The following is a 21,101-nucleotide window of genomic DNA, read 5'->3' as shown; positions in this document are numbered from 1 at the left end:
TCTAACCTCACGACTCCAAGCTTTTCAATATTCTTTTCGCCTTCCTAGATATGTTTGACTCAAAGTTTGTCAAGTCTCTCAAATAGGTTAGGCTATCTTCCAGTTGTTCACGTGATAATACTCTTCTTTCTAACAGGTAACTAGAGTAATACCACGCCATTATCCTTACGTTAGCCCTCCCATATCTAAGGAAGTTGATTATTCTTTCGCTATCTCTGGACGTTATTATTTCATGATCAACTAAGGAAGGGATTAACCTCCAAGCCCTCTTCTTCACTGTAGGATAGTATGATCTCAGTAACCTCCAGAAATGTTGCTTTAGCCTCAATAGTTGAGCCTTATTAACGATCCCTAATTCTAGGCAGACGGTGTAATTCTGCCATGCCGTAAGTCTAACTCGCTCTGATCTGTGCGAGAAAGTCCTCTCTATTCCCTTCACGCTCAAGCGTTTATAGAGAGGTAAATGTTCCCAAGCTTGCTCCCTAACGCCCTGAACGTTGCTCCAAAGAAGAGATCTGAGGAAGAGCCTGTATTTCAGTAAAGGTCTATAATCGCTAGCTAGCTGAGCCTCTAGGGTCCTCCAAGCCTCCTCTCTTTTCGTTTTATCCAAACTCTTTAGGTCGGCTAGATTCAGTTTACCCACCCGAGGCAGTCTGGACTAGAGTTAGATTGTCTCCCTCTTTTAACTTCTCGTCATCTAGAACAGGTTGACCATTCCTTAACACAACCACGCCTTGTACAGTGAAACCCAATTTTCTCACCAGGTCCCTTACAGTGGAGTTGAAATCAAGTTCGACTTCCTTCTCTTTCCTTTCCCTAGCAAGATATACTGTGACCTTCAATCCTCTCACCTATAGGTATGCCATAGCCCTATACTTTGCCATAACTATTGCCTTGGAGTAACAATCTGAAGCTCTCTCAGCTATCTTATCCCATCTGAACGTGGAGTCCACTTTCCTTATAGCGTTTTCTCTAACTTTATTCCAGTTTTTCTCCTTTATGCTCTGAGTGACGTTGTTGAGCCAACTAGGGTCTCCGGTCTCGCTGAAAATAGATAAGTAGAGCGAGTCAAGTATAGATGATGTGATCGAGTTTATGTTCTCCCTTTCCACAAGGAAACCGTTCCCGTTCTCACTTCCTCTCAGATCGTCAACGATCTCTACCAAACCCCCAACAGCTGAAGCGACGACTGGGGTTCCAGACGCCATAGCCTCTATAGCGGTTATACCGAACGGTTCCCATCTCGACGGCATGGCCAAGATAGAGGCTGAGTAATGCCACAGTTTAAATAAGTTTTGATCCATAGAGCTAACTGCCATTAACCTCACGTTATCTTTAAGTTCTGATGCCTTTTCGATTATGTCTTGCAGTAGACCGAAATCGTCAGACGGGATGCCCAGAATGACCAGCCTAGCGTCAGGGATCTTGTTTATCACTCCTCTAAAAGCCCTAAGGAGGAGATCCACTCCCTTCTGATAGACCAATCTACCGGCAAAAAGCACTAGTTGACCTCTCTCGAGAGGTTCGTACGTCCAATCGTCTCTGATTCCGAGTCTAGTTCGGTGAGACCACAGCACGTTCCCAACGTTGTAATCAGATGGAACGAATCTATAATCCTTTAAGGAAGAGAGCAATCTCTCCCTAATCACGTCTCTCCTATCCGAGCCAGCTATCGAAACGCCGTAACCCTTGATTTGGTTCACGTCCCAATCAGTACCGTTATAAATAACGCAAGATTTGTTCTCGGCGAAGCCTCCTACGAATGGGAGGACGTCGTTCAAAAGGTAACTTTTACTAACTGACGTTATTAGATCGGCTTCATAAAGCCCGAACTTCTCAATCTTACCTTCACAGAGATCCCAAACGTCTTTGGTTCTCCTTAATTCGTGTTTAGAGACCATCCAAATGTAGTGATTGCAGTTCTCCAGTCCGGACCAATCCTCTGAGGCGTAGTGCCAAGGAGCTCCAACCTTGTTGAGAAGGTGGACAGTGTACACCAAAGGTACAACCACCCTCCTCTCCTCTAAGCTCATCTTAGCCTTAACCCCTGGGACCACTGAGTGCCAATCGTGAACGTGGATGAGTGAGGGCACTTCTCCTAAATTAAGTCTTGAGATCAGGTGCTCAACTCCTCTGGTTAACAGTGCAGACTTCTCCATAGAGAACTCGTAAACGCTCCACGAATCCATTAACCTCCCAGTATCGTAGTCAAGTCCCTTAACTAGAACTATCTCAACCCCGTCCAACTCTCCCCTTTCGAAACCAAGCTTAAACGGATAGCTCATACCGTCAAGACCTTTCCTGACACCTGATACTGACGTAGCTATCTCCTGTAGCTTCAATTTACTCCTAAACAGCCCGTCCATATGTCTTCCATGACTAGGCATGATTACGGTGACCTTCGTCCCCCTTTTAACTAAAGAAGTGCTTATCGCGTGAACTGCGGCACCCAATCCTCCGGAGCTAGTTACGCCCCTAAATTCAAACGATATCATCCAGACCCTTTCAAGAGAATCTGGCACCCAGAGCGATTCTATCCTCTTCACTTTAACCACTCTCTCAAATACTTAACGTTCTCTTTAAGCGATTCGTCTCTTTTCAAGACCTCCATGAATTCGGACTCGTTCCATGCTATGCCTACCTTCTTTCCTCCCTTATAGAAGAAGAAGGGTTCGTTGTTAATCCCTAACTTGCTCAATTCCTCATGGAGGAATGCGTTAACGGCGTAGAACTCGTTTAGGAAACCATCAATGGGTGAGTTGTATGCGTTAAAGTAAGAGTGCACCTCACCGGGCCCACCGCCTTCCGTGAAAAGGTAATAATAGTTGTCACTTGTGGTGAAGCGTTTCCACGCTTTAAGGTAATCCCCACCTAACTCCCTTGATGGCATCTCCGCCCTCCTCACAGCTTCGTCATAGGCCCACTGCATTATGTTGCCTAACCAACTAGAGTGATCCTTCCTAACGTCAGCCCAGGACGATATGCCCTCTATTTCCAGGTCATAATATGGACTGTTTATCACCTCCCTTGGAAGACTCATCGTGACCCCAACCTTGTTCAGTTCCCTAGGTAACCATCTTAGAAATTCTAAGATACCGCTCTCCTTCCAATTGTGCTCTCCAAAAGTCTCATAATCCACGAACACAGTAACGAGTTGACCTGGTGTTGATCTAATCCACTCAGAGTACTTCTGTGCTGTTAATGGATATTGATCCCATTTGGTGTTGGAGAACCTGAAAGCAATATCGTCGCTTAACACGTAGTTCCTTGGAAGGATTGATATGTTCCCATCTTTTCTCCTGAACACAAAGTTGGGTGACTTTCCATTAAGGACGCTCTCCTTTCCCTCCATGATTAGACCCTTGAAACCCAATTCCTCAGCCTCTTGAACTATTGAGGGGTCAGTCAGCAGCTCTGTGTTCTCAAAAGTAACAGGGTTTTGACCAAGGAGAGACTTCAAAGCCTCCAAATGGGACTTAACTTGCTCTCTCCATTCCGTCTTATCCTCCCATAAGGAGGTGACTGAGTGATAGTAGGTCTGAGCTAGAAACTCCACCTTTTTCGTTGATGAAAGTAACTGAAGAAGGTCTAGGAAGTCTTTTCCCCATCTTTCAGCTTGTTCCAACAACGTCCCGGACACAGAGTAGAAGAACTTAACTTCCCTTCCCTCGTCTTCTCCCGCCTCAATCTCCTCCATTACTATGCTAGTGGCTGGTATGTAACACTTAGCCTTAACTCTTTCAAATATTTGCCTGTTTAATTCGTTATCAAAGTACTTCTCCTCAATCGAACCTCTAAATCTTGGGTTCCAAAAAGCGTCCTTCCTAATTCTGAACGGCTGATGAACTTCAAAGCCTAACACTATCTTGTTGGTCATAATATACTTAAGAGGGATTCAACAGATAAATATACATGCAATGGACTCCAGAGGATATAAGAGTAATTATCCCTATCGGTGGCGAAGCTACCAGGATGAGACCTCTTACAGTAGAGACCTCTAAGGCTACGGTTAGGCTCCTCAACAGACCCCTTTTGGAGTTCCCCATACTAGAGCTTGCTAGACAAGGGGTAAAGGAGTTCATTTTCGGTGTTAAGGGTTACGTTAACTACAAGTCCATCTTCGACACGTTCAAAGAGGGCATAGGTTTCTCTGCTAGATATAGAATAAAACCGCGAGTTCATTTTAAATATCAACCTAGAGTCGATAGCATTGGAAACGCCGACTCTGTTAGGATAAATATGGATTATTATAGAATAAATGATATCACTGTTGTCATACAAGGTGATAATTTAATAAAGCTTGACTTAGCAAAACTAATTGAATATCACATTTCAAAAAAAGCGTTAATGACAATTGTCCTGAAGAAATGGAAAGACGTTAAAGAGTTTGGTGTAGCCGACGTAGATGAGGACTTGAGGATAAAAAGGTTCGTGGAGAAACCAAAGGAGGGAGAGGCCCCTTCAAACCTCATAAACACTGGAGTTTACGTTCTATCTCCTAAGATTAGAGACGTATTTTCGAGCGAGGAGGTGTCGTTAATGAGAGAGGAGGGGAAGATGGACTTCGGGAAGGACATAATACCCTTCTTGATAGAGAGAGGTTATCCAGTTTACGGCTACGTCACCGATTCGCTGTGGTTTGACGTTGGCACTCCGGAGAGATACCTTGAGGCTATGAAGGTTCTGTTAGGAACTCTGGACGAGAGGGAGATAGGCGGAAAAAGGGTCGACAGCGATAAGAGAGTGTTCGTCCAAGGAACGAGCCCCGACTCCATAAGGAGAAGGAACGTAATAGCTATGAAGTATAGAAAGGGGAAGCTCAAAATTGAAGGAAGCGTTATAATCGGAAGGCATTGTCAGATTGGTAACAACGTGTACATCGAGACCTCAACTATAGATAACTTTTCAATAATTAAGAATAACGTTAAAATAATAAGGAGTTCAGTGATGGATAGAGCATATATCGGTGAGGGAGTCGTGATAGAGGATTCCGTCATAGCTAGACACGTTGAGATCAGGGGTGGTGCGAAGATCGTTAGAAGCGTAATAGGGGACGACGTAATGATAGACTCTAATACGGAGATAGTGAACTCTAGGATATATCCTCACAAGGTAATTAATACCGGAAGTAAAATACATGATACGGTACTGACTTGATGCGACTATGAGGATAGCCGGAGTAGGAAACGGAAAAATTTTAGTTAACTTCGACGAGCTCGGAAGGATAGTGGATTTGTATTACCCATATGTTGGAATGGAAAACCAGAGCTCGGGAAACCCAGTCAGAATAGCTATTTGGGATGGGAAGTCTCTGTCATTAGATGAGAACTGGAAGGCGGAAGTTCATTACGAGGAGGAGTCTAATCTAGTCGAGATAAAATGGAACGTTGAGAGTTTGGGACTAGAAATAACCTCCTATAACTTTGTAGATATTGACGAACCGGTCTTAACTTCAATAATAAAGGTACTCTCTAAAAACGGAGTCGATGATAAGCTTAAGTTGTTCTTTATTCATGATTTCAATATTTATTCCAACCCTTTTGGAGATACGGCCTTCTTTGATCCCAAAACGTGGTCTCTAATACACTACAAATCCAAGCGATACCTGGGGATCAAGTTGATGTCGACCGAACTGAACAACATGGAGTTTTCAGCAACTAAAGATGATCCGCTTGAAGACGTTAAGGACGGAAGCCTAAACGGAAGTCCAATAGCTCACGGAAACGTGAGGTCTGCCGTAGGAATAGAACTGAACCTAAGAGCAAAGAATTTTGTAAAGGCGTACTACACTATTGCTCTGGCTAGATCACTGGAGGAGCTTTGGAAAACAATGGAGGTAATGAGCCCAGCTAAAATTGAGAGCAACTTCGTTTCCGTTTTCCAGTTTTGGAAGAGTTGGTTATCTAAGGGAAACTGGTCGTCGGATCACGAGAACAGGCTTTACAACGTGAGCTTGATCACAATAAAGAATCACATGGACATCAACGGTTCTATTATAGCGTCATCCGACTTCTCTTTTGTTAACATATACGGTGATTCGTATCAATACTTTTGGCCTAGGGACGGCGCCATTGCTGCCCACGCACTTGATATAGCAGGTTACGGAGAACTAGCAATGAGGCATTTCAACTTCGTGAAGGAGATAGCTAACCCGGAGGGGTTTCTATATCACAAGTACAACCCTAACAGAACTTTAGCTAGCTCCTGGCATCCTTGGATATTTAATTCGAAGAGGATATTGCCAATCCAAGAGGATGAGACTGCCCTTGAAGTCTGGGCTATAGGGGACCACTTCAGGAGATACAAGGATCTAGATGAGCTCACGGACATTTACAGGAAGTTCGTTAAGCCCGCTATGCAGTTCATGATGAGGTTCACAGAAGACGGTTTACCCAAACCCAGTTTCGATCTGTGGGAGGAAAGATATGGCGTGCACATATACACAGTTTCGACGGTTTACGCAGGACTCTTAAAAGGTGCCCTACTGGCGAGAGGAATGGGAGATCAGAGCTTATCTGAGGACGCGTTAGACGTGGCTAAAACGATGAAAGAGCAGGCCCTATCTAGAATGGTATATAACGGGAGGTTCTTGAGGAGACTGGACGAAAACTATCAACCTGACAGAACTGTTGATGCGAGTATGTACGCACCTTACTTCTTCGGTATGGTAGAACCTAACGATCCAATCATGATATCAACTATGGAGGCCGTGGAGAACAAGTTAATGATAAACGGAGGTGTAGCTAGATATGAGAACGATATGTATCAGAAGAGAGGGTCTAAACCAAACCCGTGGATCATTACGACGTTATGGCTTGCACAATATTTCATAGATACCTCAAAAATGAACAAAGCCAAGGAATTGATAAATTGGGTTATGAGTAAGGCGGCGCCCTCAGGCTTCCTACCGGAACAAGTTAATCCTGACACGTTTGAATCCACTTCTGTTATGCCGCTGGTTTGGTCCCACGCTGAATTAATAATCACATTAAATAAATACCACGGTAAATACTAGGTGCATGATAGATCCTGCCGAGTGTGAGGAGCTTGAATGGATAATACCGACCGGTACAGGAGGATATTCGTCCTCCACTGTTTGCGGTATAAACTCTAGGACATATCATGGCCTATTGATAGTTCCTCAGGATCCTCCTCATAGGAGATACGTTGTCCTTTCTAAGGTGGAGGATTTCCTCATAACTGACGGCCAGGAATATCCTTTATCGACAAACCATTACACAAACAACGTGTTCTATCCGGCCGGATACAAATTCCTTTATCAAATTGAAAGAGGAGAAAATTACATAACTTGGGAATTCACGTTCGGGAGCTCGAAAGTTATAAAGACGCTTTTAGTTCACAGAGGTTATAATGCGATAACCCTATCTTATACCTCCAATAGGGGAGTGTTGAATATATGCCCCCTCGTTACTTTTAGGAGCCATCACGTTACGTTAAAGGATAGAAGGCCAGTGTTTTCCTACAAAATTGGTCAGGAGACGTCTCTTATGGCTAACGGGATTCCCTTCCTAAATATGAGGGTGAGAGGTGATCATTCGATTGAAAGAACAGAGTATTGGTACTATAACTTCTTTTACAGATTGGACTATGAGAGAGGTACCAATTACTTAGACGATTTATACAACCCGTTCTGTATATCCACTAAAGGGAATAGGGTTGAGCTGGACTTCTACAGTGGTAATTTCATGGAAGAGATTCCGAAAAGGAAGCCCAGAGATGTGATAGAGTTGCTATCTTATGGGGCTAGGAGCTTCGTCGTTAAGACGGGAGACTCATACGCAATAATAGCTGGATACCATTGGTTTGATGAGTGGGGAAGGGACACAATGATATCCCTAGAAGGGATACTTCTCCTCAACGGACTATTTGATCAGGCTAAAAACATCCTCACTAGATACTTTGACGTTTTATATAAAGGCATGATGCCCAACAACTTCCTAGGCAACAGTGAGATCGCTTACAAGGGGGTTGATGTGTCCCTTTGGGGAATAAATGCAGTATACAAATACTTTGAGTATACTAATGACATCGAGTTTCTAAAGAAGATATTTCCAAGGATGTTAGAAGTGGTAGACTGGTATTGGAAAGGAAACGGTACGGTATTAAATAAGGGTAACCTTCTTTACCACACAGGAGCCCCTAGAACGTGGATGGACGCTCAGTTTAACGGTACCGTTGTAACGCCTAGGGAGGGAGCGGCAGTCGAGATAAACGCCCTCTGGTATAACGCCCTCATGATCATGAACTACTTTTCAAAGAAACTTGGAATTAACGATCCTGAGTTCTGGGATAAGGCTGAGAAGGTTAGATCGGCTTTCATGGAAAAGTTCCCCTCAGAGAAAGGCCTTTATGATTTCATTGGACTGGACGATAAGCCTGGAACGGAAACAAGACCTAACCAGCTCTTTGCTGTAGGGCTTCCTTTTCCCGTTGTAAGCAAAGAAGTTGGTAGAAGGGTAATTGAAGTGGTTGAATCTGAGCTTCTGAGACCGTATGGACTCAGCACTTTATCGAGGAAGGATAAAGGATACACACCCTACTATAGAGGTTCAAGGGACTCTAGGGATAGAGCGTATCATAACGGACCTATTTGGCCTTGGTTAATAGGTATTTACGTTGACGCGAAATTAAACTTTGAATACGATTCACTAAAGTTAAAGAACATAATTAATCAGTTCAGTCCTCTTTTGACTTTGGCTGCAAAAGAAGGGGGATTTATCCCAGAGCTCTTTGAGGACATAGCTCCATTTAAGAAAGGCGGTTGTATAGCTCAGGCTTGGAGCGTTGCGGAGACGTTAAGGGCTTTAAAAAACGTGATCAACTACTCTTAAATGTCACTTCTTCCTCTGATCAAGGAAGACCTGAAGCTTATATCCAGTCCACACCGTCTTCCCGGGCTCAACCCACTCTATCTCCACGTCATCCTTGTTAAGACCTATCCTTTCCGCCAGAGTTTCCCTAGCGCTTGAGTCGTAAGAGGAGTCCACCAGAGTTCTCCTAGTTTCTACTCTTATCCTCAGCTTATCCATTTCGTTACCGTATATGAGGACGTTAAACATCCCAGTAGTCTCAGGTATCTCATTGACGGCGTCCTCCACGTATATGGGCAGAAGAAGTTTACCCTTGACCTTGAACATCCACTCCACTCTCCCCGGTATAGGTTCTACGAATCTGGCGTGGGTTATCCCGTACTTTTCGTCCGGTTCAGTTATGAACTCGTTCTTAACGTAATCGCCTAAACTATACCTTATGAGCGGCATGGTGAAGTGGTTCAGAAGAGTGGCTACGAGCTCGCCTCTCTCCCCTTGCGAGGCAGGTTCGTCTGTTTTAGGATCAACTATATCGAATATCTCCATGTCCTCCCAAATCACGAGCTGACCTTCGTGTCCAGGAACTTCTACGGCCATGTGACCGTCAGTAGTACCCCACACGCTTATTGCCAACCTGGCGTTAGGATGTACTTGGAACAGCTTCTTCTTAGTGTTTTCCGCAGCGGCCCCACCGTGTAATAACAGTACCTTGAACGGTGACTCCCAACCTTCAGCCCTGGCCTCCTCTCCTATTAACCTGTGTAGCCATGGGGTGGTAGCCATAACGTCAACTTTCCATAGCCTAAATATCAAGTTGTGCCTGTTCTTCCAAGAGAAATATGTTTCGCCTCCTCCTGCTATAGCCGTAGCTCCACACCTCCACATAGCCGTCTCCACTAACGGGGGTCCCCAACTGTAAAATCCGCTCATGTTGAGATAGTTGGCATATACAGTGGTAGGTTTAACTTCCGCGAAAGTCCATAGGTACCTAGCCTGAGCCTCCTCAAAGTAGTCTAACTCCAAAGCCCCCCATCCCTGAAAGGTCGGAAGGCCAGTTGAACCCGAAGTTGCTCCTACGAATCTAATCCTCTTAGCTAAGTCTTGGACCATAATTGATCCGAATGGAGGGTTGGCTGAGAGGTCTTTTCTCAACTCATCCTTCCTCAATATAGGTATCTTGATCACATCTTTCCAATCTCTGATCTGGTCTGGCTCGAACCCCTTAGATTTCCAGTAATTCCTGTAGAACGGGACGTTCTCCCACGCCCACTTCACTATCCTCTTCAGCCTGAACGACTTCAACTTTTCTAACTCGTCTCTGCTCATGGTCATTACTTTCCTATTCCATAGCCTTTCTGACGGATTTGGTGGATATTGAGAGTTGATGTATCCTTCCTTTCTAAGCTCCTCGTGAATCCTTTCATACTCTTGAAGAACGGTCATGAATAGAATCTGTTTAAACAATTTAAAAACTTTAAGCCTTGTAGAACTTAGCCCCTGACGAGACCATATTTAGGAGAATCGGGTTGGGTTCGTAAGCTTTGTAGCCTAAATTATAAATTCCTTTAAGATTATTTACTATGTTTTCTAAGCCTAGGCTGTCAGCCATTTCCATAATGCCTTTTGGGAAGTTGAAACCTAACTTCATTACAGTATCTATTTCATGAGCGTTTACGATGTCGTTCTCTATGAGCCAAGCTCCCTCATTCACTGCAAGAGATATCAGCCGCTCTGGCTTAAGTCTACTTTCCTGAGGTAACTTGACCTTAGAGTACTTACCAGGTGAAGGGTAAGTATAAAATCCCTTCCCAGTCTTAACCCCCAACTCTTTCGCCTCTACCTTTCTCTTAAAGCTGGAGCACTTGACATCTGAAGCTCCCCTCTCAACTATAACCTTCCAAAGGTCTACCACTACGTCCAAACCAACGTAGTCCGCCAGTTCAAAAATTCCCATCGGTAGATTGAGCTTATTTCTGGCTGTGGAGTCCACTTCCTCAATCGTAGCCTCGCCAGCTTCAACCTCTCTACATGCTTCTTGAAGTAACCTCAAGAAGATCCTATTGCTTACGAAACCGGGTACCTCGACCCTAAGCCTTACAGGAGTTTTGCCCATCTTCTTAGATAGATCGACAGTGAAATCTACAGTCTCTTCAGAGGTATATTTGCTAGGAATAACTTCAACTAGCTTCATTAGTGGTGGGGGATTGAAGAAATGCATTCCGATTACCTTCTGCTTCCTTGAGGTGGTCTCTGCAACGTCACTGATCGGTATGGAACTGGTGTTTGTAGCCAAAATGGACTCTTTCGGAACTACCTTGTCTAGCTCGTTGAAAACCTTTCTCTTCAGATCTAGTATCTCCGGTACGGCCTCGATGGCAAAGTCGACGCTTTTAGCGACGTCGTAGCTCACAGACATCTCTATTAAGCTCATTATTGAATCGGGTGAATCCTTTATAACGCCTCTCTCGTATAACCTCTTCAAGGAATCGGTCATCCTCTCCTTTGCCCTGTTGAGAATGTCCCATGACACGTCAATTAACTTAACCTCCATTCCTGATATAGCAGCCACTTCTGCTATCCCGTGACCCATCGTTCCAGAACCAACTACCGCGATTTGCATATGAACTCTAAGGCGGGGGGATTTAAAAGACTGTTACTTTTATTCTTTAAACAATTTAAACCTCGGATCACTATAAAGCACTATGAGAGCTGCAGTTCTTAACGCGTATAAGGAGCCTCTATCCGTTGAGGATGTAAAGATAGCCGAGCCTAAATCCGGTGAGGTTAAAATTAAAGTAAGGGCTACGGGTCTTTGCCACTCAGATGTAAATGTTTTTGAAGGGAAAACTCCGGTCCCGCCTCCTGTCATTGCTGGTCATGAGATATCCGGTATTGTGGAGGAGACAGGCCCAGGGGTAACTAGAGTGAAGCCCGGAGATAGAGTGATCTCAGCGTTTATTCACCCTTGTGGAAAGTGCAGTAATTGTATTGAAGGGAAGGAGAACCTATGTGAGACCTTCTCACAGGTGAGACTTAAGGGCGTCATGCCTGATGGAACTTCTAGGATAACAAAAGAAGGGAAGGAGATCAGGACGTTCTTAGGAGGTGGATTTGCAGAATATGCTATCGTTGGAGAGAACGCCTTAACTAAGGTCCCAGATGAGTTAGATCTGGAGAAGGTTGCAGTTTTGGGATGTGCAGGGCTGACAGGATACGGAGCTATCACGTCTTCAAACATAGAGCCAGGTGATACGGTAGCTGTGATAGGAGTGGGTGGAGTGGGACTCTCTACAATTCAGCTTTTAAGGGCATCAGGAGCGGGGAGGATAATCGCTGTTGGAACGAAGAAGTGGAAACTTGACAGGGCCATGGAACTAGGGGCTACAGACACGATAAACTCTAAGGAGACTGATCCGGTAAAGGCAATAAGAGACATGACTGGTGGAGGACCCAAGGTAGTTATTGAGGCTGGTGGAAACGAGGAGACGATTCACATGGCCTTAGATATGGTCAAGATAGGAGGAAGGGTAGTCCTAATAGGATTGCCCCCAGCGAGCTCTATGATACCGCTGAGGATCGCATCGGTCGTAAGAGGTGGGATTCAGATCGTTGGAAACTATGGAGGGAGACCTAGAGTAGACATGCCCAAACTTATAGAGCTCGTGAGGGAAGGTAGATATGACCCCTCTAGATTGGTAACCGGGAGGTTCAGACTAGAGGAAATAAACGAAGCTGTAAAACTCTTAGAGTCTGGTGAGGCTATAAGAAGTCTTATAATTCCTTAATTTTTCAAAAAAGAGCATTACCAAATGCTCAAGTCCGTAGTTATTAACCCTAGGCTCTTAGCTATATCCCTTAACGATATCACGCCTAACACTCTACCTTTGTCCGTTATAACAAGGTGTCTTATTCCCTTCCCTACCATAAGTATAGCCGCTTCCCCAACGTCAGTTTTAGGATCGGCGGTAACTAAGTTAGTGCTCATGACACGTGATAGCTCCGTATTTAGCGGTAGGTCAGAAGCTATAGCATAGACTATGTCCCTCTCAGAGACTATCCCTTTGGGTTGTCCACTCTCCATCACTAAGAGGGATCCGACTCCCTCCCTTTTCATGAGCTTGGCTGCGTCGACTAAATTAGCCTTGGGTTCTATGGTTACAGGTTCCCTCGCGATGAGTTCTTTCACAATCATTATAATATAATCGTTAAACTGGGATAATAAACTCTCGAATCTTCAAGAGCTCAAGGAGGAACGACTCAGTCGCTTTTCGAAATGTATTGAAATCGAATGCATTAGCTGAGCTTAATTTCGTGATAGCAACTTCCAACTGCTAGAAACCTACCGATATCTAACCAACTAATTTTTAAGTTATTTAAATTGTTTTAAAATCATGAAAGCTGTTATCGTTAAGGGAGCCAAACAAGGTTATGAAGTCAGAGACGTTCAAGATCCGAAACCTCAACCTGATGAGGTAGTAATAAAGGTTAACAGAGCTGCCCTATGTTACAGAGATCTCCTTCAACTTCAGGGGTTTTACCCCAGGATGAAATACCCAGTGGTTCTGGGACACGAAGTGATAGGCGAAATCGTTGACGTAGGTAGAGACGTGAAGGGGTTCGCCATAGGGGATAGAGTCATATCCTTACTTTACGCTCCTGACGGTAGCTGTCACTACTGTAAAAGGGGAGAGGAGGCATACTGTCACTCTAGACTGGGCTATTCTGAGGAGCTTGATGGATTCTTCGCGGAGATGGCAAGGGTTAAAGTAAGTAGCCTCGTTAAGGTACCTCCTGGAGTTTCCGATGAGGGGGGAGTCATGGTACCTTGCGTAACCGGGATGATATATAGAGGTTTAAGAAGAGCTAACTTAAGCGAAGGGGAGACCGTTTTAGTGACAGGGGCCAGTGGAGGAGTCGGAATACACGCCCTGCAAGTCGCGAAAGGAATGGGGGCCAGAGTGATTGGGGTGACGACTTCAGAGGAGAAGAGTTCGATTATAGCGAAGTACTCTGACAGGGTAATAGTAGGTTCCAAGTTCTCGGAAGAGGCCAAGAAAGAGGACGTCAACGTGATCATTGATACCGTTGGAACTCCTACGTTTGAGGAAAGCCTCAGATCGTTATGGATGGGAGGTAGAATAGTCCAGATTGGTAACGTAGATCCTACACAGGCTTACCAATTGAGATTAGGCTACACGATTCTCAAAGATATTGCCATAATTGGGCATGCCTCAGCTACCAAACGCGATGCTGAAGCCGCTTTAAAACTAACTTCAGAAGGCAAGGTAAGGCCGATAGTAGCTGGAACCGTCAGCTTAGAGGAGATAGATAAGGGTTACGAAATCCTCAAGGACAAACACAAAGTAGGGAAGGTATTGCTAAAGCCTTAGACTGCCCTTTATTAAAGGATCTGCTCATCTAAAATGATGAATTGTAAGAAAGCTTTATTAATACTGTTCGTTGTCTATCAGCTGGGGATGGCGTCCCCCTGGGTATGAGACCCGAATTGCCAGAATAATGAAGGCTGATGACGCCTATCTCTAGAAAGGTGAGATAGGATGATTGGCCTATACGTAATAGCAGGGTTAACATTAATCCCGCTAGTGAGTAGCGCGTTCGTTTTCAAAGAAAGGTACGCATCAGTGGTATCTTCCTCGCTAACTTTGTTACTAGCTCTTCTGCTTAGGTTCAACTTACCTTTCATAAATTCAGAGTTCTATGTAACTAACTTCAGCTGGTATTTTATAGTCATGGTTACATCTATCTATTTACTCTCTACGATTTACTCCTTATTTTACTTTAATTTCAAAAACAAAATTGAAGAAAGAAATTATTTCTACTTTATGAACATGTTCGCCGCCTCCATGCTGTTCACTTTAACAGTTAACAACTTAGGTTTGATGTGGGTTGGTCTCGAAGCCACTACAGTCTCATCTGTGCTTTTAGTAACGATTGAGGGTACGCCTTCCGCGTTGGAAGCGGGTTGGAGGTACCTGATTCTTGTGTCGTCTGGAGTTACCTTCGCCTTCATTTCAATAATTCTGTTCTATTATGGCCTTCACAACTTAACTTTATCATCTATCCTTTATCCTCACTACTCCCCGCTCTTTACGTTAGCCTCAGCCGTGGCGTTAATAGGTTTTGGAACCAAGGCGGGGGTTTTCCCCGTGAACACCTGGTTACCGGACGCCCACTCAGAGGCCCCTGCGCCTGTAAGCGCTCTGTTCTCGGGAGTGTTATTGCCAGTAGCTGTTTACATACTTCACGACGTTTTCATCATAGCGCCCTTACCCGAGCTTTACAGTTGGCTTGCAGTAGTTTCGATTCTGATCGCGTCTATAATGATATCAAGCCAACGTTACTACAAAAGGATGTTCGCATACTCGACTATAGAGAACATGAACTTAGCCATCTTGGGAATAGCGACTGGGTCAGAGACAGGTATCCTAATTCTTCTTTTCACTCACGCCTTCGCCAAGGCAGGAGCGTTCTACTCCTCTGGAGTTATACTTAAATCGATAGGAAGTAAGGAGATAAACGAATACGGTCTACTCGGAAACCCAATCATGGCGGCGTCTCTTCTCCTATCATCACTTGGCGTGACGGGAGCTCCTCCTTTTGGAAATTTCATAGGAGAGTTCATCATATTGACCTCTACTATTAAGGCTGGTTTAATAGCTCAATTCGTTGTTGTTATTATATCGCTCGCCATCGCCTTCATTTCGATCAACTATCACGTATCTAGAATAATATTCAAAGAGGGTGAGAAACTTAATGAAGACAAGGGTCTCTCAACGATCGCGTTAATCTCATCGCTCATCCCTCTATCAATAGGAGTTGCGTTGGTGATATTATGAGGATAATTGGCGATATTGGAAACTACTGTTTAACTTCTGAAGGGCTAAAGGAGGGACCCTGTCCATACGACGAACTACAAGTCCCGAGCTTAGGTTACGGCTCTTTCGAGTTCGTTTACGGCCCCTCCGCAGGAGGTTTACTAGAGTCTACAGCTTTCATTATATCAACGTACGGTGAGGACATAGAGGCAGTAAAGAACGCCGGGTACAAATTGAGACAGATAAAGGTAACTAATATGCCTTTGAACGAGTCAATCATAAGAGTTGAGAGGATTAACGCCAATTTCGCAGCATCTCACACCATCTCTTTACTCTCCGCTATAGAGAAGGCGACTGAAACTGAAGTACCTCAAAAGGTGATTGAGGCTAGGATAGCTCAACTTGAGCTTGAAAGAATTAGGAATCACCTTCTCGTTATTCAAAGGGAGTTAGAAACCGCATCCTTTTTAGTTCCAAATTACTTACTCCTTCAGCAGATAGAAGAAACTAATAGGGCGATATCAAAGTCTTGCGGCCATAGGTACTTCTTTGGAGCTAACTCTTTAGGTGAGATTAGATGCGAACTGGTCCTACCTCGCCTAAAGCTTAAGGAAATCAATGACATACTAGAAAATAGGATATTCATAGATAGATTGCAAGGAAACGGGAAAATAATTGAGAGTTACGCCATCGGACCTGCTGCACGTGCTGCGGGTTTAGAATACGATGCTAGATTAGAAGTGGAGGAGTTAGGTTATAAGGACCTTGACCTGAAGTTGGTTAAGGAAGAGGAAGGAGATGCGTTCGCTAGGATCCTAGTCAGATTGAGAGAGATAGAGGAGAGTTACAGACTACTCCAGGAAATCAAGGTCAGTCCTGTTAAGTATGAAGTTAAGTCTAAAGACGGATGCGCTATTGGGAGAGTTGAGAGCCCATCAGGAGATCTGGCTTACTATCTAAAGATGAGAAGCGGGGTCATAGAGCAAGTTCACCTTCTACCACCCTCAAAGATAAACATGAGATTGTTTTTAAAATCAATGCCTGGAAATATTTTTACAGATTTTGCATTTAATTGGGAGAGCTTTGGAATTTGGCTCTCTGAGATAGAGGTCGATTTGAAATGAATTGGTTCTTAAGGGGATTAAAGGGAGGGATTTACACGGAAAAGGATTACCATACTAACGATAAGTGGCCGTCAGCGTTAATGAGGGGAGAAAATGGAGACGTGAAGTGCCCAACAGACGCCATTAAAGGAGAGAACTGGGATGCCGGAAAGTGCGTGTTCTGTAGGCTATGTGAGCCTATATTTTACCCTACAGGAAAGCCCTTACAGGCCAAGATTGAGGGCACTGAGGGGACTTTCAAGAGGTCATTCTTTGTCTATCCAATAGATACGGGGAGCTGTGGAGGATGCAATTTAGAGTTCAGACTGATCTCCGCTCCTCAATATGACATGACGAGATTCGGTATATTTTTCGTAAACACGCCTAAACACGCTGACGCTCTGATAGTTATGGGAAACCTAAGCGAAAAGATGAGCAAAGTGCTTAGGAAGGCTTACGACGTGATGCCAGAACCCAAGTTAGTTATCTTAATTGGAACCTGTGCCATTTCTGGAGGTGTGACAGGAATACCACCGGACATCAAGGGGAACGTTATAGTACCAGGCTGTCCACCTACACCTTCCTCCATACTTGATGCCCTCATAGCTGCTAAAGGTGATAAGAGATGAACGAGGCGGCTTACATCGTATTAGCCCTAATTTTCGCCTCCCTATTAGTTGCTCCGTTTAAGGTTAAGGCTTCCATGATTCTGCTCGCACTCATGTCTCTAATATTCATAGCCTTAGGCGTGATTAACTATCCTTTAGGACTGTTCATGATAGCTGCAGGTATATCCTGGTTCTTAACGTCCGTCTACTCTTTTACCCATTATAATGAGAAAAATTTGGGTGTAGCCCTAGCTGGGACCATGTTAGGCATAGCGATAGTCCTGCTTAGCAGTAGTTACCTAGAACTTCTTGCAGGATGGGAGACGATGACCATATTCTCCTATGTAGGGATAGGCATATACAAGAAGGAGTGGAGACCGGGTTTCGTATTCATGGCGTTCGGAGAGGTGAGCACGGCGCTTCTACTTGCTGGTTTCATAATAGCAACTAGCGTTTCCGGTAGTTTCTACTTCACTAAGCTCAACTCAGTTATCCCGTTTGTGCTTACCACCTTTGGCTTCTTCGTGAAGATGGGTATATTCCCGTTCCTTGTAGTTGAGTGGTTACCAATAGCTCATGGTAGCGCTAGGTCCGACTTGTCAGCGGTGCTCAGCGCCACCATGACAATGGCCGGAGTCTATGGTATATTTAAAATGGAGTCCTTAAGTCCGCTCTCTTTAACCTTTGGTGTAGTGCTTGTCCTGATTGGGGCTTTTTCAACTCTATTTGGTGCTCTTTACTCTTACGTCTCAGATCACGTCAAAGGTATGCTGGCTTTCAGCACTGTAGAGAATAACGGGGCTATGTTAGCTCTCTTAGGTAGCTTAGAGTTGATTCAAGACCCAGCCTTGAAGGCTTTCGCCACTTTCAGCCTGTTCGTGTTAGTTTTGGCTCACTCTCTTTCTAAGACAGGGCTGTTCATATCAACGGGTTACCTACATGGAGAATCTATGTCTACACTTAAGGCACATAGGGACAAGATAGCTACGTTCGGTTTGGTTCTAATGACTGCCTCTTTATCAGGCCTACTGCCTACGGTTGGAGGAATCGCTGTGTGGTCACTACTAGAGACCCTATTCATGGAGTCAATAACTTTGCCCCATCTGATCAATTTAACTCCAATAGTTGCTGGCATAATGATAGGTATGGGAGAGGGCTTCGCAACGGGGGCTTTAACTAGATTTGCGTCTTTTACTCAGCTAGTTTGGCCTGAAAAGGTGGATCACAAATGGATATTAGCTTCAATCGGAGCGTTAACTTTAGTTGTAGTAGCTATAGCTTACTTTATTTCACCGTTTAATACCCAGGTTCCCCAACTAGCTATGTTCTTTAATTCGGTAATAGCGTCTAAGTACGAAAACAACGGATTTGGAGGGATTTCTCCACTTTACATCATTGTTGCCTTACCACTGATATCGTTAGTCGTCTATTCTCTATCTGGGAAAAAGAGAATAAGGAGAGTGGAAGCGTGGGATAACGGGACGGAGGAGGGCCTGCGATACACCTCATTCGGAATGGCCAATAACTTGAGGCTCATGCTAAAAACTATTCTGAGGACCAGCATGGGTTCGATAGAGACGAGCGCTGACATATTTTGGAGAGCTATGGTTTTCTCGATAAGGAAATACAGCGCCTTCTCTAGGCTCGTTTCGAGAACCTATATGAACAGCTCTTTGAAGTGGTACGTGATCTATATGATCGTGGCCTTCATCATGATCATGTTGGTGGTGCTCTTATGATAGACGTTCTTTTTGAGACGATTATTCAAGTTTTAGGGGTCATCTTGTTGTCTCCCCTCTACGTTGGAATACTAGAGAGAATCAAAGCGTTGATCGAGGGGAGGAGAGGGCCTAGTATTTTCCAACCGTACTTTGACCTTCTAAAACTATCAAAGAAGGAGATGTCCATTCCTAGAAACGCTGGATGGCTTTTCATTAACGGACCGTTCATAGTGTTCTCTACATACGTGCTGATATCTTTCGTAATTCCTGTAGTTTATCCAAAGCCCGTGCTTCTAACTCCTACCGTGGACTTCTTAGGTGGAGGACTCCTGTTCTCTCTTGCAGGGTTCCTGAAGGTGTATGAAGCCATGGAAAGCTCAAGCAATTTGGTTACGCTAGGTATATCGAGGAACCTATCGTTCGCCTATCTCAGCGAGGCCACGTTATTAACCGTGTTTATTGCGGTAGCTTTAGTTACAGGAACCAACAACCCGTACGTCACGATGCAGTTCATCCAGGCTCCTGTAGAGTATCTCTTCCTTCCACACTTCTTAGCAATGGCTTCCTTCTTTATGCTATGGATGTTTGAGACCGGCAAGTTACCCCTTGAAAGCTCTGGGATGTCGGAACTAGGGATGATAGATGACTCTATGCTCTATGAGTACAGCGGAAAGGGACTTATGCTCCTCAAATGGGGAAGTTACATTAAGTCTTATCTCCTAGGCTCTGTCCTACTCAACGTATTCCTCATACCATGGGGAATGCAAACAGGTGTTTTGGGCGCTGTGGCCGACCTAGGGATTATGTTCTTGAAATGGCTATTACTCCTCTTTATAGTCCTTGTAATAGAGACAAGCCTAGCTAAGTTCAGGCTCTTTAAGGTCCAGGACTTCCTCATGGTCGCCTTAGTTCTCTCTACCCTTTCAATAGTACTTACGGTGACCCTAAATGGATGAACTGTCTCAAGAGATCATATTAGTTATATCTTCCCTGTTGCCATTAACTGCGCTATACATTCAGGGACAGGCCTATTTCGTACCTGCCGTAAAGATGATAGGGATACAATCTGGTGTGATCGCGTCTTTAGCAATATTTTATTACTTCCTAACAGGAGATCCAGATCTCCTCATATTAGGTGGGATTCTGATCTTCACTAGGGTGTTTCTAACTCCTTACATACTTCTAAGGGTGATAAAGTACAGGACGTGGGACAGAGAGAGAGTCAAGGTCTTATCTAGTTTCCTTATAAACGTGACGTTCTTCCTTTCAATCACCCTAGTATTATTATACGCGGTTCTCATCAGAGTGATACCAGAACAATATCTGGTCCTTCTGCCGTTAATACTTTTCTTCCAAGGAATGTTCCTCATCGCTTCTAGAAAATCTACTACTGCTCACATCTTAGGTTACGTAGAGCTAGAGAACTCACTAGTTGTAATGGGTATAATCCTAATACCTCCACCGCTCATCATTGACGCAACTGTATTTTTAGATGTACTTGGTTTAGTAGTCATCTCCTCGGTAATCATTGTTGAGAAGAGGGATCACGAACCTGAAGAGGAACTGGTGGGATGAATGTGTGAAAGTAAGGAAAGCATAAGCAGAAGGATTATTGAGGAAATGAAAGAGGTGGAGAAATTGAAAAGAGAACTTGATGAGAAAACTAGAGATTTGGCCGAGGTTCAAGAACTGCAAAAGAGGGCTGAACAATGCATCAAGATGAATGTGTAAAGTTGTTAAGAGAGCTGGCCGAAATAGAGTCGCAAAAGGCCTCATTGGAGTTCAAACTGTACCAAGTGGAACAGTCTCTAAAAATTGAGACAATTAGACTTATGGGACAAATAAGCATGTGTGAACACTATTCGCCGCAAGAAGCTAAGAGACTCAAATCGTCTGCAATAAACTATTTTAAGAAATATGTCATACCAGACTAGCGTCATGTCACTATCTAAAGAGAAACCTAACATTGAAGCCCTTTAGAACACGTTTTGAATAGAGTGTA

The 21,101-nt window shown here is 44.2% G+C and carries 20 protein-coding genes and 1 riboswitch; of the genes, 13 read left to right on the top strand and 7 right to left on the bottom strand.

Annotated elements, in window-relative coordinates:
* Positions 1-7 precede the first annotated feature (7 nt).
* The 4 genes from MCUP_RS04145 to MCUP_RS04130 are packed head-to-tail and all read right to left on the bottom strand — an operon-like array spanning position 8 to position 3,877.
* On the bottom strand, positions 8-643 hold the full coding sequence (locus tag MCUP_RS04145; RefSeq protein WP_013737423.1) for a hypothetical protein: 636 nt from the start codon (positions 641-643) through the stop codon (positions 8-10).
* Positions 636-851: a MoaD/ThiS family protein gene (locus MCUP_RS04140; protein WP_237698020.1), complete on the bottom strand. Its 216-nt coding sequence runs from the start codon at positions 849-851 to the stop codon at positions 636-638. Before MCUP_RS04140 ends, MCUP_RS04145 begins: the two co-directional genes overlap by 8 nt.
* Positions 852-2,546 (bottom strand): glycosyltransferase, encoded by a 1,695-nt coding sequence (locus tag MCUP_RS04135; protein ID WP_048057720.1) that lies wholly within the window; start codon positions 2,544-2,546, stop codon positions 852-854. It abuts the gene before it with no gap.
* Positions 2,543-3,877 (bottom strand): glycoside hydrolase family 57 protein, encoded by a 1,335-nt coding sequence (locus MCUP_RS04130; protein ID WP_013737420.1) that lies wholly within the window; start codon positions 3,875-3,877, stop codon positions 2,543-2,545. Before MCUP_RS04130 ends, MCUP_RS04135 begins: the two co-directional genes overlap by 4 nt.
* 35 nt (positions 3,878-3,912) lie before the next feature.
* On the opposite strand from MCUP_RS04130, the gene MCUP_RS04125 reads away from it, so the two are divergent.
* From MCUP_RS04125 to MCUP_RS04115, 3 genes are read left to right on the top strand one after another with little or no spacing between them, the layout of a single operon-like run.
* On the top strand, positions 3,913-5,157 hold the full coding sequence (locus MCUP_RS04125; protein WP_013737419.1) for a nucleotidyltransferase family protein: 1,245 nt from the start codon (positions 3,913-3,915) through the stop codon (positions 5,155-5,157).
* A 7-nt stretch (positions 5,158-5,164) separates the two neighbouring features.
* Entirely contained in the window at positions 5,165-7,015 is a 1,851-nt protein-coding gene (locus MCUP_RS04120; RefSeq protein ID WP_013737418.1) for a glycoside hydrolase family 15 protein, read from the top strand.
* A gap of 4 nt (positions 7,016-7,019) precedes the next feature.
* On the top strand, positions 7,020-8,852 hold the full coding sequence (locus MCUP_RS04115; RefSeq protein WP_013737417.1) for an amylo-alpha-1,6-glucosidase: 1,833 nt from the start codon (positions 7,020-7,022) through the stop codon (positions 8,850-8,852).
* A gap of 3 nt (positions 8,853-8,855) precedes the next feature.
* On the opposite strand, the gene MCUP_RS04110 is transcribed toward MCUP_RS04115, so the two are convergent.
* On the bottom strand, positions 8,856-10,274 hold the full coding sequence (locus MCUP_RS04110) for an acyl-CoA synthetase family protein (protein WP_013737416.1): 1,419 nt from the start codon (positions 10,272-10,274) through the stop codon (positions 8,856-8,858).
* A gap of 31 nt (positions 10,275-10,305) precedes the next feature.
* The gene (locus tag MCUP_RS04105; protein WP_048057460.1) at positions 10,306-11,451 is read right to left on the bottom strand and encodes a 3-hydroxyacyl-CoA dehydrogenase; all 1,146 of its coding nucleotides are present in this window, start codon (positions 11,449-11,451) and stop codon (positions 10,306-10,308) included.
* Between the two features lie 82 nt (positions 11,452-11,533).
* On the opposite strand from MCUP_RS04105, the gene MCUP_RS04100 reads away from it, so the two are divergent.
* Positions 11,534-12,616: a succinate-semialdehyde dehydrogenase gene (locus tag MCUP_RS04100; protein WP_013737414.1), complete on the top strand. Its 1,083-nt coding sequence runs from the start codon at positions 11,534-11,536 to the stop codon at positions 12,614-12,616.
* Between the two features lie 17 nt (positions 12,617-12,633).
* Here MCUP_RS04100 and MCUP_RS04095 read toward each other — a convergent pair whose 3' ends face one another.
* Positions 12,634-13,023 (bottom strand): CBS domain-containing protein, encoded by a 390-nt coding sequence (locus MCUP_RS04095; protein WP_013737413.1) that lies wholly within the window; start codon positions 13,021-13,023, stop codon positions 12,634-12,636.
* 199 nt (positions 13,024-13,222) lie between these two features.
* Here MCUP_RS04095 and MCUP_RS04090 point away from each other — a divergent pair, with 199 nt between their 5' ends.
* From MCUP_RS04090 to MCUP_RS04055, 9 genes are all read left to right on the top strand, one after another.
* Complete coding sequence (locus MCUP_RS04090; protein ID WP_013737412.1) at positions 13,223-14,221, top strand: acryloyl-CoA reductase; 999 nt, start codon at positions 13,223-13,225, stop codon at positions 14,219-14,221.
* A gap of 74 nt (positions 14,222-14,295) precedes the next feature.
* A riboswitch (Fluoride riboswitch) is annotated at positions 14,296-14,375 on the top strand.
* A gap of 14 nt (positions 14,376-14,389) precedes the next feature.
* The gene (locus tag MCUP_RS04085; protein ID WP_013737411.1) at positions 14,390-15,688 is read left to right on the top strand and encodes a proton-conducting transporter transmembrane domain-containing protein; all 1,299 of its coding nucleotides are present in this window, start codon (positions 14,390-14,392) and stop codon (positions 15,686-15,688) included.
* Positions 15,685-16,791 (top strand): NADH-quinone oxidoreductase subunit D-related protein, encoded by a 1,107-nt coding sequence (locus MCUP_RS04080; protein WP_013737410.1) that lies wholly within the window; start codon positions 15,685-15,687, stop codon positions 16,789-16,791. The genes MCUP_RS04085 and MCUP_RS04080 overlap by 4 nt, the downstream gene beginning before the upstream one ends.
* Positions 16,788-17,399 carry an NADH-quinone oxidoreductase subunit B family protein gene (locus MCUP_RS04075; RefSeq protein ID WP_013737409.1) on the top strand — a complete coding sequence of 204 codons (612 nt, stop codon included), beginning with the start codon at positions 16,788-16,790 and terminating at the stop codon, positions 17,397-17,399. Before MCUP_RS04080 ends, MCUP_RS04075 begins: the two co-directional genes overlap by 4 nt.
* Positions 17,396-19,117 carry a proton-conducting transporter transmembrane domain-containing protein gene (locus MCUP_RS04070; protein ID WP_013737408.1) on the top strand — a complete coding sequence of 574 codons (1,722 nt, stop codon included), beginning with the start codon at positions 17,396-17,398 and terminating at the stop codon, positions 19,115-19,117. The genes MCUP_RS04075 and MCUP_RS04070 overlap by 4 nt, the downstream gene beginning before the upstream one ends.
* The gene (locus MCUP_RS04065) at positions 19,114-20,055 is read left to right on the top strand and encodes a respiratory chain complex I subunit 1 family protein (RefSeq protein WP_013737407.1); all 942 of its coding nucleotides are present in this window, start codon (positions 19,114-19,116) and stop codon (positions 20,053-20,055) included. The genes MCUP_RS04070 and MCUP_RS04065 overlap by 4 nt, the downstream gene beginning before the upstream one ends.
* The gene (locus MCUP_RS04060) at positions 20,048-20,674 is read left to right on the top strand and encodes a hydrogenase (protein ID WP_013737406.1); all 627 of its coding nucleotides are present in this window, start codon (positions 20,048-20,050) and stop codon (positions 20,672-20,674) included. The genes MCUP_RS04065 and MCUP_RS04060 overlap by 8 nt, the downstream gene beginning before the upstream one ends.
* A complete protein-coding gene (locus MCUP_RS09990; RefSeq protein WP_013737405.1) occupies positions 20,675-20,830 on the top strand; it encodes a hypothetical protein in 156 nt (51 codons plus the stop codon).
* Positions 20,809-21,033, top strand: coding sequence for a hypothetical protein (locus MCUP_RS04055; RefSeq protein WP_048057459.1), 225 nt, complete (start codon positions 20,809-20,811; stop codon positions 21,031-21,033). The genes MCUP_RS09990 and MCUP_RS04055 overlap by 22 nt, the downstream gene beginning before the upstream one ends.
* The last annotated feature ends 68 nt before the right edge of the window (positions 21,034-21,101 follow it).

The organism is Metallosphaera cuprina Ar-4 (assembly GCF_000204925.1).
GTDB lineage: Archaea > Thermoproteota > Thermoprotei_A > Sulfolobales > Sulfolobaceae > Metallosphaera > Metallosphaera cuprina.
Note: the sequence above shows the minus strand (reverse complement) of the source record. Positions and strands in the feature narration are given on the sequence as shown.